The sequence below is a fragment of the Novosphingobium sp. BL-S-34 genome (genome assembly GCF_056857015.1).
This window is the reverse complement of the sequence record NZ_CM166472.1, coordinates 2,724,043-2,738,595: the sequence shown is the minus strand read 5'-3', so window position 1 is coordinate 2,738,595 and position 14,553 is coordinate 2,724,043. Positions and strand designations below refer to the sequence as shown.

Below are 14,553 nucleotides of genomic sequence, written 5' to 3'. Positions count from 1 at the left end.
TCACCGGGCTTTCAGGAGGTCAATGACGGATCAGGCCGGGCGGCACCGCGACACCGTCGGACAGGAACGTGCGGAGCTTGTTGCGCATGGTCCGGACCGAAATGCCCAGCATCGAGGCGGCGGAAGTGCGATTGCCCCGGCAATGTTCCAGGGTCTTGAGGATCAGCTCGCGCTCGACATCGGCGATGTTCTGCCCGACCAGCTCGGAGACGGCCATGGCCACGGGCTGGTTCGCCCGCTCGCCGCGCAGCCGCGAGAGCACGTCCTGCAGGTTCACCGCGATGTCCACGACCACGAGATCGTCCTTGGCGCGCTGCCAGTCCTCCAGCACGGTGGAGCTGGCGGTGCCCACGGCGATGCTGGCGGGCGAACCGCGCACCATCTCCACCGCCAGGCCCATCGCGTTGCCGAGGTCGCCGACCAGCATCAGCCGGGTCGGATCGTGTTCGGAGTAAGGCATCATGCCTCCTGCCGGACGATTTCGGTGAGCGTGATGCCCAGCGTGCTGTCGATCAGCACGACTTCGCCGCGCGCGATCAGGCGGTTGTTGACGAAGATGTCCACCGGCTCGCCGACGCGGCGGTCCAGTTCCACCACCATGCCGGGCTTCAGGCGCAGCAGGTCGCCGATGTCCATCCGCGACCGGCCCAGGACGGCCTGGACCTTGACCGGCACGTCGAACACGGCCTGCAGGTCGTCGGGCGTGGGCGGCGTGGTGGGGCGGGGAGACCAGGCGGCTGCGGCATCCTCGCTCGCTTCGCCGTTCGGGTTTTCGTCGGACAGGTGAGCAGGCGCCAGCTGGCGCGGCTCGAGCTCGTCGCTCATGGTCATACCTTTCAACTGTTCATCCACTGACGGATTACGGATGCGGATTCTCCGGGACTGGCCGAGATGGCGTCACCGATGCGGCGCAGGGCGGAGAGCTTGATGCGCCCGTCCACTTGCGCCAGGGCAATTTCCTGGTCGAGCATCTCGCCTTCGTTGGCGCGCATTTCGTCGAGCTGGCGGATGGCCTCCTCGTCGCCGGCCGCGGCCCGCTCGTTGAGGGCCATCATTTCGGCATCCTCGGCGGTCAGGCGGCGCTCCACCACGCCTTCGACCAGCGGCGGCTCGGCCAGCTTGGGCTTGAGCATGCGGATGGCGAAGAGGATGATGCCGCCCACGATCAGGATCTTCAGCACGTCGAAGATGCGGTCCATGGTCAGGCCGAAAGGCAGGCCGCCTTCGGCGCCGTCGAGATCGGTCGGCGCGTTGAAGGCCATGTTCTCGACCACCACGCTGTCGCCGCGGTCGGCATCGAAGCCGACGGCATTCTCGACCAGCCGCTGCAGGCGCTGGACCTGCGGCGCGGGAAGGCCCTGCGGCCCGCCGTCCACCATGACCGCCACGGTCAGGCGCTTGACCTGGCCGGGGGTGCGGACCGCGACCTTCTGGGTGCGGCTGTTCTGGTAGGTGGTGTCTTCCGAGGTCTCGTTCTGCGCCGAGCGGCGGGCGTCGCCGCCATTGCCGTTGACGTTGCCCTGGTTGTCGGGAAGCTGCGAGCCGACCGTCACGCCCTCGGCGCCGGCGGAATTCTCGTCGCTCTGGTTGTTCGATTCCACGGTGACCGTGTGGGCCACGACCTGGGTATCGGGATCGAAGACTTCCGATTCCTCGCGCACCTGGTCGCGTTCGAGCACGGCGGCCACTTCGGCGCGCACTTTGCCCTGGCCCACGATCGGTTCGATCATCGCCTCGATCTCGGTGCGCAGGCGCGCTTCGACGGCGTTCTGGCGGTCTTCGAGATTGCCTGCACCGGCGTCACCGCCCTCGCCCGCCCGCGCCAGCAGCGCGCCGGTCTGGTCGACGATGGAAACCGCCTCGGGATTGAGATCGGGAACGGCCGAGGAGACGAGGTAGCGGATCGCCTGGACCTGCTCGCTGGAAAGGCGCCCGTTGGTCTTCACCGTCACCGCGGCGCTGGCCTTGCGCGGTTCGGTCTCGAACATCGCATGGTCCGGCATGACGACATGGACGCGGGCCTTGCTGACCTTTTCGAGGCTCTCGATCGAGCGGACCAGTTCGCCTTCGATGGCGCGGGTCTCGTTCAGCTTCGCGCGCGAGGAAGAGATGCCGAAAGGCTCCTCCGCATCGAGCACTTCGTAGCCGATCTTGCCGCCCAGCTGCTCGGAGGCCATCGACATGCGAAGCTCCGCCAGCTTGTCGACCGGGGCCATGACCGCAGAGCCGTCGGCGGAGAGCTGGAAGGGCACGTTCTGGCCCTTGAGCTTCTCGCTGATCGACTGGGCCGCCGAAGGATCGAGATCGGTATAGAGATAGCCCATCTCAGTCGCAGGACTGCGAAACGCCATCCATCCGAGCCCGGCCAGCAGGGCAAGGGCCACGCCGCCCATCAGCAGGGCACGGCGGGGACCGACCTGCTCGATAAAGTTCCGCAACGGGTTCAAAAGTCGCCTCTTACGTCAGCGGCGTCACCCCCTGGTGTCGCCCCTGACATTATAGGATAAACGCTAGGCAACTCTTGCCGGGAACAGGAAAAGTTTATGCAGGAATTTCCGGGCCGGTAGTCGAACTTGGACACGGCCCCGTCCAGATGCCGGACGGGCTGGGGATGTCAGGGGCGCAACCAGCGCGCCGCCGTCAGCGAGGCCGCAGTCCCGCTGGCCATTGCCACGCTGTCTGCGCCCCGTTCTTTTCGGTGGAAGCGGCTCCCGGCCGATCGGGAACGTGACGGTCTGCGGCGCGCCGGAAAGCCGGCCAAGCGCCGGACCGGCTCACGCCGAGACGGCGTCGCTTTCGGGTTCCTGCCCCAGAACACCGGCGAGTTCGGCCATGACCGCGGCCCGGCGCGAGGCCGCGTCGATGTTCAGGCCGCCTTCGGCCCAGCCGATATGGGCATCGCCGGAAGGGAGCGTGTCGTCGTCGACCACGACGATGGAGATCGCCCGCCGCTCGCGCGCGCGGCGTTCCTCGACAAGGCGCTCGATATCTTCACGCATGGCCGGGTTCGCGCGGATCGACAGCGCGGTATCGCGCGAGACCTGGTCGAGCGCGCGGGTCAGCGCTTCGTCGATGGCGCGCGCGGGCTCGGCGGCAATGGCATGTCCGGCCAGCAGTTCGGCGGCCTGGAGCGCAATCGCCCCGGCCTCGGCAATGACCTGATCCATCACTGCATCGAAACGGCTCTCGACATCGTCGATCGAGGCATGAAGCGCATCGGTGGCGGCCAGCATGGCTTCCGCCCGCTCGCCCCGCGCCTGCTCCAGGCCCGCCTCGAAGCCATCGACCCGCGCCCGCGCCAGCTCGGCGACGTGGTCCTCGTGCAGGCGCTCTATACGGGCCTGGAGTTCCTCGACGTGCTCGCGCAGTTCATCGTGTCGTCGTTCGTCGACCTGCTCACTGGACGGAAAACGAAATATCCTGTCGAAACCGAATGGCTGAATGGTCATGGGATCCTCCATCATCGCCGCACCCTCGGAATTCGGACGACCTTCCGGTCGCGCATCGCGGACATGGTCCCGCGAGGCATGAAACAGTTCGAAATCGTTCGGCCGATACGCCATTGGCTTCCCCAAATGGCAAGCTCGCGACACAAGCCGCGAGCGCACCGGATACCGGAATCTTCCCTGCTCGTTCCGTACGTTAACCCGGACGAGCAGGATATCAAACAGGTCATCGCACCGATCAATAGATCATGGCGTCGTCGCTCTTGGGATCGACGAGCATGATCTCGCCCCGATCCCCAAGCGACTTGGCAAGACGCACCAGAGCCGTCTGCGCTTCCTCGCATTCGCGCGCGCGCACCGGACCCATGGCCGACATGTCGTCGCGCATCAGCTTGGCGGCACGTTCGGTCATGGCGCCGAAGAACAGCTTCTTCATCTCGTCCGGCGCACCCTTGAGCGCCAGCGCCAGTTCGCGCTTGTTGCAATTGCGCACGATCGTCTGGATCGCCCCCGGCAGCAGATTGCCGAGATCCTCGAAGGTGAACATGAGCGCGCGGATACGTTCGGCCGATTCCGGCGCCTTCTCGTCGAGCGCGCCCAGCATGGCCTCTTCGGTCGAGCGGTCCAGCGCGTTGAACAGTTCCGCCATGGTCTCGTGCGGATCGCGGCGCTGGGCGCGCGACAGGTTGGTCATGAACTCGCTCTTGAGCGTCTGCTCCACCTGAACGATCACGTCCTTCTGCACGGTATCCATCCGCAGCATGCGCATGACCACGTCGGTCGCGAAATCGCGCGGCAGTTCGGATAGCACGCGCGCGGCATGGTCCGGGCGCAGCTTGTGCAGGATCACCGCAACGGTCTGCGGATATTCGTTCTTGAGGTAACCCGCGAGCACGGCTTCGCTGACGTTGGACAGCTTGTCCCACATCGTGCGGCCGGAAGGACCGCGGATGTCCTCCATGATCTCCTTCACGCGGTCCGCCGAGAGAATGCCTTCCAGCAGCCTTTCGGTGGTCTCGTAGGAGCCATGCAGCGTCGCCATGCTCGCCACTTCGCCCGAGAACTGGACGAGCAGGTGCTCGACGACGACTGCGGGCACCCGGCCGAGCTGGGCGATCGTGGAAGACAGCTCCTTGATTTCCTCGGTGGTCAGCTGTTCCCAGATCGGACCGCCATGGTCGCGTCCAAGGGCCAGCATCAGCGCGGCAGCGCGCTGAATTCCCGAGTATTTCTTGAGCTCCGGCGGCTCAGCCACCGCGGCCATCATCGTCACTTCGATACCCCCGAAAAATTGCTCAATTCCGCACGGTTTGGGCGCTGTTCCTTCTATTTATAGGAGGAAGGCTTGCGCAACCGCCCGATGGAGACAGAATTGACGATAAATATAAACAACGGGTTGATCGGACTGTCGGTTCTGGGTGGCACCAGTGCCTATTCCGCCCTGTCGTCCTCCCTCGCCGCCCTGGACAGCGCTGCCGTTCTCAAGGCCAAGAAGGCCTTCACCCTCGCCACGCCGGAAACGACGCCGCCCTGGCAGGAGGCCGCCGATACCCGCCCGGTCAGCGCCCAGATCGTCGCGCTCAAGCGGATGCTGTCGCTGGTGGACACCACCAAGGACAGCTCGCTGGGCGATCTGCCGGATGTCCAGACCGCCTTCACCACCTACAAGGCGCTCGACCGGCTCCGCATCCTGGCCGAAAGCGCCGCCAAGGCCACGACCTCGTCCACGGAACGCGCCTCGCTCCAGAAGACGTTCGCGCAAGGGCTGCTGGACCTTCAGTCCTTCCTGGGTTCGGCCGACACCGATCTCGTCTCGCTCTATTTCGGATCGAAGACCAGCAACGCCACTTCCGTCGCAATCAAGTCCACGAACTCCAGCGGCGCGGTCATCGGTGAAGGCGTATCGGCCACGCGCAACGCGGCCATCTCCGGCATGACCGGCAGCGAAGTGCTGCAGATCAAGCTGACCAAGGGCAGCACCACCGAGACCGTCAACGTCGACCTTTCGGCAACGACACAGCCGCCCACGCTCGATTCTGTCGCAGCCGCGCTCAATGCCGCCATCGGCAGCAGCCAGGCACTGGACACCAGCGGCAATCCCGCGGTCGATGCCAATGGCGACCCGATCAGCAAGTGGAAGTCGAACTTCACCGTCGAAAAGAACGACGGCAAATGGGGGCTCGTCTTCAATCCGGCGGGCAGCGAGAAGGTCGCCATCGACCAGGTCGGCGGCGGCGACGCACTGATGGTGGCCAGCGGCGAGACCGCGAAGGATGCCGCCACCGCTGCGCGCGTGTACCGGGTGGAAGACCTGGACGATTCCCTGTCCTGGCAGCGCCTGAGCAAGCTCAACGCGGTAGACGGCACCGCCACGGCAGACGCCAAGGCGAACGCATCCTCCACTGACGACGAGGACAAGGACTATACGGTCGCCGCGGCCACCCAGGCCAAGGCGATCGCGACGGATTCCGAGGGCTTCAGCTATGTCGTCGGCACCACGGCTGGCGATGTCGGCACGCGCATCTCGGACGGCTCCGACGATCTGTTCCTCACCAAGGTAGACAGCGAGGGCAATGTCGTATGGCAGCGCAGCCTTGGCGCCGCAGGCAGCGCGCAGGGCGCCGCCGTCAGCATTGCCGCCAATGGCGACATCGTGGTCGCCGGCACGGTAGACGGTGCCTACAACGGCGGCGACGACAGCCAGACCGACATGCTGGTCGCGCGCTACAACATCAAGGGCGACCAGCTTTCCGCCACCGTCATCCGGCAGGTCGGTAACGAAACCGCAAGCGCCGTGACCGTGGGCGACGATGGCAGCATCTATGTCGCGGGCAAATCATCGACGGGCGGCGGCGATGCGTTCATCGCCAAGCTCGATGCGACCGGCAAACTTCAGGAACGCCGCGCGATCGACAGCGGCGGCCTCGATTCCGTCACCTCGCTCGCCATCGACAACGACGGCAACCTCCTTGCCCTGACCAGCGAAAGCGGCGTGGCCACGATCCATCGGATCGACTCCACCTCGCTCTCCACCGATCTCGGCTCGATCACGCTTGGCAAGGTTTCCGCACGCGCCATCGCCGTGTCCGACAGCGGCGAGATTGCCGTGGTCGGCACCACGAGTTCGGCGGTAAGCGGCACGCAGGTCAACAGCATCAATGGCGGACAGGACGCGTTCGTCACCCGCATCGATGCCGCCCTGTCCTCGGCCAGCACGACGTATATCGGCACGTCGGCCACCGATCAGGCCGACAGCGTCACGTATCTGAACGGTACGCTCTATGTCGGCGGCCGCACGGCGGGAGACCTTTCGGGAACGAAGTCCGGCACTGTCGACGGCTTCGTCGCACGGATCGATGCTTCCACGGGCGCGATCGAGAAGATTTCGCAGTGGGGCATGTATACCTCGACCACGGAGCCAGTGAAGATCTCCGCCGTGGCGGGCGGCTCCACGGTGCTGGGGGCGCTGGGCCTCAACCGCGGCACACTGAACGAGCAGGAATCGACCACCCTTTCCTCGCAGACCAACCTGCAGGCGGGCGACAAGTTCACGATCCGCGTCGATGGCGGGGCCACGCGCACCATCACCATCGGCAAGGACGAGACGATGGTCTCGCTGGCGCAGAAGATCCAGAAGATCACCGGCACCAAGGCCACCATCACCACCCCGCGCGTGAACGGCCAGACGACGCTCAAGATCCAGGTGAAGTCCGGCTACCAGGTCGAACTCGGTTCCGGACCGGACAACAAGGACGCCCTGTCCAAACTGGGCATAGACCCTGTACGCCTGGTCGCTTCCAAGGCACCCGATGCCGATGCGCCCAAGGTCACGCCCGGCGGCACCTACAGCCTGGGCCTCGCCACGACCCTGTCGGTGAAGGATGCCAAGACGGCTGCGGTCGCGCTGGCCCAGATCAAGTCCGCCCTCTCCATGACCCAGACCGCCTATCGCTCGCTCTATTGGGACTCGTCGAAGGCGACCCTGGTGGACGGCGCGATCACCGGCGGCGGCACGGTCTACCAGCAGAAACAGCTCGCCAACTACCAGGCCGCCTTGTCGCGGCTTACCGGTTCCTGAGGTAAACCTTCATGTCTTCTCTTCCTCCTATTTTCGATGGCATGGGCCAGGCCATGAAATACATGGCCGAGCACCAGCGCGTGATCGCCGAGAACATCGCCAACAACGAGACACCCGGGTTCAAGGCGCGGACCGTGGACGCGCCGGACTTCTCCTCGCTCGTCTCGCAATATGGCGTAGCGGGTACGCCCCGCGTTTCCCGGCCGAAAGTGGAGCTGTCCAGCGGCATGACCGCGCTCGGCGCCCGCCCGCCCCTGGCCGGCAGCCATGTCGTGCTGGACGGCGACACAACCGAAACCAAGCCGGACGGCAACAATGTCACGCTGGAAGACCAGTTGCTTACCCTGGGGCAGGTCCAGGCCGACTTCGCGGCCATGACCAATCTCTACCGCAAGCAGATGGGCCTCATGAAAACGGCACTCGGCCGCGGCTAAATCGCTTCGGGAGAGGGTGTCCGGGGCGCGGTACCTCACAGAGGGCCGCGCCCCGTAAAAGGACGATCCGACAAGCGAGAAATCCGGCGTGCGATACCTCGAAAGGGGTAGGCCGCCCTCTGCAGGCGAATCGCAGATCAGGCGGGTTCGTTCAGCCTGCCTTCAATCTATCCCTGCCTTATCCTAAAAAATCGACGAAGCGATTCTGATAGGAGGGAACTGGATAAGCCGCAGCACGTTCAAAAGCGAAACTATTTGTATTTCAGCTTTTTAACTCTGCCTTTGCGGGACGAGGACGCCTCCTGGACAAGCGACACTTGATAGGAAAGTTTTTCCTGCAACGAAGCTGAAATTTCCGGGAAACACCACAAGACTAGCCATTATGGTGCAAAATAGGAAGGCAACTGGTGGAAGTTATTGCCGGTCACGACAATCCGACCCACTTTGGTACGATATACATAATGGATTATTGACCAAGTGGGCGTTCCGTGGAACAAATTCCTCATTCATAGCCAGATAAGAGCTTCAATGACCCAAAAACCGCTTGGATCGCAGAAGCGGACTGGGAAGGCGCTTGCCACGGCGCCGACCGCAATCGAGATCGATGCATATCGAACACTCGTCTTTCCGAACCGCATCCGGAAATTTCGTAAGCAGCTGAATATTGGATCGCTGCTAGAGTTGTCGGAGAAGCTTCCGACGATCACCTATATTCGCCTTTCGAAGATCGAGAGGGGAGAGATCTTTGCGCGTGCCGGAGAGCTGCGCGATATCGCGGCCGCCCTCGGCATCGATGCCGGCGAACTCCTGATCGACATCGACGATCCGGAGTTCGACATCTCGGCCTGGGCGGATCCGCTCCATGGCAGCGACCGTGTCGATCCCGCTGCCGAGCGTTTCGCCGTGCTGCTGGCGGCGGCCCTGCGCACACGCCGCGCGGCGGACGATGCCCTGACGATCGCCGCTCTCGAACACGAATATGGGATCGCCCCGGTTATCCTGTCGCGTATCGAGAATGCCCTGAAGCCTTTCGATCGCTGGAACGAGGAAGTCCGTGCTTCCCTGCGCAGGCTGTTCGCGGCTGCGGACGACGGCGAACTGATCGCCATCGTCACCGAGGCGCATCAGCGCGGAGACCTGGACCCGGTGCTGCCGCTCGTGGCGAACCCGGAACTGCGGATCGCCAAGTCCCGCGGTCGCATCGCCGCCCTGCGCGACGAACTGCACGGCCCGTCTCGCGCGCAAGGCATCGCACGCGCCGTGCCGCATCCGCTGCTGGATCGTCCGCCGCTCGATCGTCCTTCCCTGGGCCGCGCCATGAGCGAGCGCCCCATGCTGGAACGCGGTGCCGGCAGGCGCCGCGCTGCGGAAGCTCTGGCGGAAGATGCCGGCGGCGATACCATGGTGGCGGAGCACCCCTCCGTTCGCCTCGTGCCCGTCTTCGGCAGCCCCCTGGCCGATGGACTGATCGCCCTCACGCCGGCCGGTGCCCAGGTCGAAGCGCCGCGCAATTCCGGGCCGCGCGCCTATGGCCTGCGCCTGGGCCGGGCCACGCTCGGTGCCGGACTTCCCGGACGCTCGGTCCTGATCGTCGATCCCGACCGCTTCCCCTCTGCCGGCGGCCTTGCCGTGGTGACGGAAGCCGAAGGGCTGCGCGTCCTCTCGGTCACGCTCGACCGTCATGGACGGATGCTCGGCTACAGCGAGAACCCCGATCTCGAAGTCGCCATAGACGAGCTGGATCCGGCCAATCTGGCCACGGTCCTGGCGGCCGTGTTCGAATAGTAACAGCAATTGACATGAGGCCGGGCCCATAGTCCCGACCGGCCCCATATAATGGTATGTGTCAGACCCCCCGGAAGGCACGATGCGCATACCTAAACTGTTCAAGCCGAATGGAAAGCGGCCCCCGCCGCGATCCACGGCCGACCCGGCGGGATTCTCCGCCGCGCGCGTTCCGCCGCTGACGCTGGTCTCGCACGCCCTCGCCCGCCTCCGGGCGCCCGATGGAGCCCGTCCTCCCGACGGCAGCGCTCTCTCTGAAAGCGCGCCTTTCACACGGGCCATGCCACCGCGGGCCGTCTCGCTGCTGATGGTCAATCTCGACCGTTTCAAGCTCATCAACGATCTCTGCGGCCCTGCTACCGGCGACTTCCTGATCGACATCGTTCACGAGCGCTGCCGCCGCGTCCTGCGCCGCTCGCATGTCATCCATCTCGGTGCCGACGAATTCGCCTGCTTCCTGCCCGAAGATCGGCCCCGCGCGGCATCAGGCATCACCGCATCCGATATCCCTGCCGAGCGCCTCGCCGCGCAGTTGCTGGAAGCGATCGGCGAACCGGTCAGCCTCGGCCGCCACATGGTGCACCTGACCGCCTCCATCGGCATCGCCACGGACCACGCGGGAACAGTCCCCGCGGAGGAACTGCTGCGCGGCGCCTCGATCGCCCTCACTCATGCCAAAGATGCAGGCGGCGATTGCGCCCGGCGCTTTTCACCCGAGATGTTCGCCAGCCTGGCCGAGCGGGCCTCGCTGGAAGAGGACTTGCGCGGCGGCCTGCTGCGCGGCGAACTCGTGCCCTATTACCAGCCCATCGTCGCGCTCGCCTCGCGCCGGGTGGTCCGCTTCGAGGCCCTGGTGCGATGGCGACATCCGCAGCGCGGCCTGCTCGCCCCGGACAGCTTCCTGCCGATCGCCGAGGACGTGGGCCTCAACGATGACCTGCTTTATGCGATGTTCCGCCAGTCCTGCCGCGATGCGCACGAGTGGGGCGGCGGCACCGGCCTCGCGCTCAATATGTCGCCATGGCAGGTCTGCGAACCGCACATCGCCTCGCGGCTGCTGCGGATCGTCTTCGCCAGCGGCCTCAGGCCCGACAGGCTGACGGTGGAGATCACCGAGAATGCAGTGATGCACGACGTCGCCGCTGCCCAGGCCACCGTTGCCGCCTTGCGCGAGGCGGGCATCAAGGTGGCGCTCGACGACTTCGGCTCGGGCTACGCCAGCCTCAGCCGCATGTGCAAGATCCCGCTGGACATGATCAAGATCGACCGCACGCTCGTCCAGTCGCTCGACAGCGATGCCGGGCGCAAGCTGGTGAAAGTGGTCGTGGATCTCGGCCAGAGCCTTGCCATGCCCGTGACGGCCGAAGGGATCGAAACCGAGCAGCAGGCACGCTATCTCGCCGATCTGGGCTGCACGTTCGGCCAGGGCTACCTGTTCGGCCGCCCGGCGCCGGCCGACGAGACCGCCGCCCTCCTGGCGGGGGGCCTGACGGTTCCGCTGGCCTGTTGATCGGCGCGCCTCGCCGCCCGTGATGTCGCACGGGGCGGGTCCGAATTCCGCATGAGAGGTGTTTGGCCGGGATTGCCAGGGGGCGTCCCGTTGGAACGCAATGGAAGCGGGTGAAGGGTCGTGCGCTTTCTGGACCGTCGGGGCCATGCCCCAGAACTTCCATCCCGCGAAGGCCGCGTGCCGCAGCTTCCGCGCGGCCGGAAGGCAGCCCTGCGCGCCGGTGTTGGCACAAGGTCCAGCCCCGACACCAGGAAAGGCCGGCCGAGAGACCGCTGGTCCCCCGCCGGGCCTTGCCGGTCAGTATTCGCTGTTGAACGAGATGGGCGTGGTCAGGTCGAGGCGCGCGATGTCGCCTTTGGAACCATAGGTATACGTGCGGTTGCCAGAGAGACGCTTGGCCTCGTTGGCGATGGCGCCCATCATTTCCATCGAGAGTTCGATCTGGCGCTCCAGCAGGGCCGAGTTCACCAGCGAGGCCGCGCGCAGTTCGCCCAGGGCTTCGGCCAGGCGCTCGCGCGTCTCGTCGTCCATCTGCTCGGTCCATTCCGGGTCGAGCCGGTTGCGCCGGGCCAGGACTTCTTCCAGCGACCCCACCAGCCGCGTCTTCGCCGCCGCCAGTTCGGCCAGTTCGAGCGCGCGCTCGCGGCCTTCGAGACGCTCGGTCTCCTCGCGCATGACCATCGAGAGCGAGGTCATGATCTCGATCAGCTCATTGGGCATGGCCATTGCCTCCCTGCAAACGGATGATCTGCGCTTCCACGGCCGAGGCGATGCCCAGGCCCTTGCCCTTGGCGATCTGGGTGCCGATCTGCTCGGCCAGGACGCCGCGGAACATTTCCTCGCCGTGGCCGCCGTTGAAATCCTCGCCCTGCTCGACGGTCTCCAGCATGATCTTGGTGATCTGCCCTGCGAAGACGCCTTCGAAATCGCGCGCCACTTTGGCGGGGCTGCGATCCGGCGTCTGGACCGCGGGACGGGAAGGAAGCGAAGCAAGAATCGGATCTGCCATCTTTACTGTACCGCTATTTCGGCCTGCAGCGCGCCCGCCGTGCGCAGCGCCTGCAGGATGGTGATGAGGTCGCGCGGGCTGACGCCCAGGGCATTGAGCCCGGCAACCAGGGTCTGGAGCGAAGTGCCGCCGTTCAGCACCGCCAGCGAGGCGCCGCTGCCGTCGTCCGCCTGGACGTTGGTGCGCGGCACCACGGTGGTCTGGCCGCTGGAGAACGGCGCGGGCTGCGAGACGATCGGCGTCTCGGTGACGCTGATGGTCAGCCCGCCCTGCGCGATGGCGACGGGGCTGACGCGCACGTCCGCGCCCATGACCACGGTGCCGGCGGCTTCGTTGATGACGATGCGCGCGGGCTGGTCCACTTGTACCGGCAGGTTCTCGACACGGGTGATGAGATCGATCACCGAGCCGCCGGCCGGGTTGATCTCCACGGTGCCGGGGTCGAGCACCTGGGCGGCGCCGGGCGCCTCGCGATTGATGGTCGCGGCGATCTGGCGGGCGGTGGTGAAATCGGGATTCTTCAGCGCCAGTTTCAGCGTCTGGGCGGAGCGCAAGTCATAGGGAACCTCGCGCTCGACGATGGCACCGCCGGCGATGCGCGCGGTGGTCATCACGCCGCGGCTGAGCTTGGCCGCCGCGCCCTGCGCCTTGAAGCCGGATACCGCAACGGGGCCCTGCGCCACGGCGTAGATCTCGCCATCGAGCGCGCGCAGCGAGGAAACCAGCAGGATGCCGCCCTGCAGGCTGGTGGAATCGCCGAGCGCGGAGACCTGCACGTCGATGGTGGAACCCGCGCGGGCGAAGGCCGGCATGGTCGCGGTCACCGTCACGGCGGCCACGTTCTGCGTCAGCATCTGCGTGCCGCGAATGTTCACGCCCATGCGCTCCAGCATGGCCTGCAAGGTCTCTTCGGTGAAGGGAACGTTGCGGATGCGGTCGCCGGTGCCCTGGAGGCCGACGACGAGACCGTAGCCGACCAACTGGTTCGACCGCACGTTCTCGACATCGACGATGTCCTTGATGCGCGGCTGGGGCCCGGCGAAAGCCGCCGTGGGCGCCAGTGCCGAAGCAAGTGCCACCAGGCCTGCCATCATGGCGAGACGCGGACCTTGCATCCTCGATTTGAAAGGCTTGGGCATCACTGTCCTTATAGGAAGAAAGAGGCGGATGGCGGCGGCGGCGGCAGGGATTTTCACGGGTATTTCCGGGCCGCACCGGCGCCGCTGCCCGTGCGCGCCAGGCGCATGACGTAGCCGATGATCTCGGCCACGGCGGCGTAGTGCTCGATCGGGATCGGCCGGTCGATGTCGACGGCGGCGTAGAGCGCGCGGGCGAGCGGCGGGCTCTCGACGATCGGCACCCTGGATTCGGTGGCGATCTCGCGGATGCGCAGGGCAATGGCGTCCACGCCCTTGGCCACCACCACCGGCGCGGCCATGGCGCCGTGGTCGTACTTCAGCGCGATGGCGTAGTGCGTCGGGTTGGTGATGATGACGCTGGCCTCGGGCACCGCGGCCATCATGCGTTTGCGCGAACGCTGCATCTGGATCTGACGGATCTTGGCCTTGATCTTGGGATCGCCGGCGCTCTGCTTGTGCTCGTCCTTCACTTCCTGGAACGTCATCATCATGCGCTTCATGAAAGCGCGGCGCTGATAGATGAAGTCGAACAGGGCCAGGGCCATGACCAGCATCAGCACTGCGCGGATCGCATCGTATGCCAGCGTTCCCGCCGCGGCGCCGATCGCGCCCGGCGCGAAGCCGACCAACTGGTCCAACCCGGTCACGCGCGGCTTCAGCACCAGGAACACCACCAGGCCGATGGCGCTGAACTTGGCCAGGGTCTTGCCGAATTCCACCAGCGCGCGCATGCCGAAGATGCGCTTCATCCCGCTGGCCGGGTTGAGCTTGGACCACTTCGGCTTCAGGCGCGACCAGCTCAGCGTGGCGCGGCCCTGAAGGAACATCGTGGCCACCGCGCAGGCGAACAGCACGCCGAACACCGGCAGCATCGAGAGCATGAAATGGCGCGCCACGCCGGTCATCAGGTTCTGCGCGCCATCGGGATCGAGCGGATAGTCCTCGGCGCTGCCCCAGAGGCGGGTCAACATCATGCCGAGATGGCGGATCGCGGAAATGCCGACCCAGCCCGTGACGATCAGCGCGCCGGCCATCATCGTGGCGTGGCGTACTTCCGGCGCCATCGCCACTTCGCCGCGCTTGCGGGCATCGTCGAGCTTCTTCTGGGTCGGCTCGTGAGTCCGCTGGTCCTTGTCGCTCTCGGCCATGGCT

At 65.8% G+C, this 14,553-nt stretch carries 13 protein-coding genes; 4 read left to right on the top strand and 9 right to left on the bottom strand.

What is annotated here, in order from left to right:
* Positions 1 to 19: 19 nt before the first annotated feature.
* The 5 genes from AC1VV3_RS13155 to AC1VV3_RS13135 form a co-directional block, all read right to left on the bottom strand.
* Positions 20 to 460: a helix-turn-helix domain-containing protein gene (locus AC1VV3_RS13155; protein ID WP_134094049.1), complete on the bottom strand. Its 441-nt coding sequence runs from the start codon at positions 458 to 460 to the stop codon at positions 20 to 22.
* The gene (gene fliN, locus AC1VV3_RS13150; protein WP_207913050.1) at positions 460 to 825 is read right to left on the bottom strand and encodes a flagellar motor switch protein FliN; all 366 of its coding nucleotides are present in this window, start codon (positions 823 to 825) and stop codon (positions 460 to 462) included. The genes AC1VV3_RS13155 and fliN overlap by 1 nt, the downstream gene beginning before the upstream one ends.
* Positions 826 to 836: 11 nt before the next feature.
* Positions 837 to 2,447 carry a flagellar basal-body MS-ring/collar protein FliF gene (fliF, locus tag AC1VV3_RS13145; protein WP_132268657.1) on the bottom strand — a complete coding sequence of 537 codons (1,611 nt, stop codon included), beginning with the start codon at positions 2,445 to 2,447 and terminating at the stop codon, positions 837 to 839.
* A 327-nt stretch (positions 2,448 to 2,774) separates the two neighbouring features.
* Complete coding sequence (locus AC1VV3_RS13140; RefSeq protein ID WP_243840985.1) at positions 2,775 to 3,563, bottom strand: FliH/SctL family protein; 789 nt, start codon at positions 3,561 to 3,563, stop codon at positions 2,775 to 2,777.
* A 121-nt stretch (positions 3,564 to 3,684) separates the two neighbouring features.
* A complete protein-coding gene (locus AC1VV3_RS13135) occupies positions 3,685 to 4,713 on the bottom strand; it encodes a flagellar motor switch protein FliG (RefSeq protein ID WP_431567290.1) in 1,029 nt (342 codons plus the stop codon).
* A 105-nt stretch (positions 4,714 to 4,818) separates the two neighbouring features.
* Between AC1VV3_RS13135 and AC1VV3_RS13130 the strand changes: the two genes are divergently transcribed.
* The 4 genes from AC1VV3_RS13130 to AC1VV3_RS13115 all read left to right on the top strand — a co-directional run bounded on the left by AC1VV3_RS13130 (position 4,819) and on the right by AC1VV3_RS13115 (position 11,253).
* Positions 4,819 to 7,524, top strand: a complete 2,706-nt coding sequence (locus AC1VV3_RS13130; protein ID WP_314463882.1) for an SBBP repeat-containing protein — start codon at positions 4,819 to 4,821, stop codon at positions 7,522 to 7,524.
* Between the two features lie 11 nt (positions 7,525 to 7,535).
* The gene (locus tag AC1VV3_RS13125) at positions 7,536 to 7,958 is read left to right on the top strand and encodes a flagellar biosynthesis protein FlgB (protein WP_431567283.1); all 423 of its coding nucleotides are present in this window, start codon (positions 7,536 to 7,538) and stop codon (positions 7,956 to 7,958) included.
* 681 nt (positions 7,959 to 8,639) lie between these two features.
* The gene (locus AC1VV3_RS13120) at positions 8,640 to 9,743 is read left to right on the top strand and encodes an XRE family transcriptional regulator (RefSeq protein ID WP_431567282.1); all 1,104 of its coding nucleotides are present in this window, start codon (positions 8,640 to 8,642) and stop codon (positions 9,741 to 9,743) included.
* 280 nt (positions 9,744 to 10,023) lie between these two features.
* Positions 10,024 to 11,253 (top strand): putative bifunctional diguanylate cyclase/phosphodiesterase, encoded by a 1,230-nt coding sequence (locus AC1VV3_RS13115; RefSeq protein ID WP_431567281.1) that lies wholly within the window; start codon positions 10,024 to 10,026, stop codon positions 11,251 to 11,253.
* A gap of 297 nt (positions 11,254 to 11,550) precedes the next feature.
* Here the strand turns inward: AC1VV3_RS13115 and AC1VV3_RS13110 are convergent, their stop codons facing one another.
* The 4 genes from AC1VV3_RS13110 to flhB form a co-directional block, all read right to left on the bottom strand.
* Positions 11,551 to 11,973 (bottom strand): flagellar biosynthesis protein FlgN, encoded by a 423-nt coding sequence (locus AC1VV3_RS13110; RefSeq protein ID WP_132268648.1) that lies wholly within the window; start codon positions 11,971 to 11,973, stop codon positions 11,551 to 11,553.
* Complete coding sequence (locus tag AC1VV3_RS13105) at positions 11,963 to 12,262, bottom strand: rod-binding protein (protein ID WP_134094046.1); 300 nt, start codon at positions 12,260 to 12,262, stop codon at positions 11,963 to 11,965. Before AC1VV3_RS13105 ends, AC1VV3_RS13110 begins: the two co-directional genes overlap by 11 nt.
* A 2-nt stretch (positions 12,263 to 12,264) precedes the next feature.
* Complete coding sequence (locus tag AC1VV3_RS13100) at positions 12,265 to 13,353, bottom strand: flagellar basal body P-ring protein FlgI (RefSeq protein ID WP_431567280.1); 1,089 nt, start codon at positions 13,351 to 13,353, stop codon at positions 12,265 to 12,267.
* A 101-nt stretch (positions 13,354 to 13,454) separates the two neighbouring features.
* On the bottom strand, positions 13,455 to 14,549 hold the full coding sequence (flhB, locus tag AC1VV3_RS13095) for a flagellar biosynthesis protein FlhB (protein ID WP_465128039.1): 1,095 nt from the start codon (positions 14,547 to 14,549) through the stop codon (positions 13,455 to 13,457).
* Positions 14,550 to 14,553: the final 4 nt, after the last annotated feature.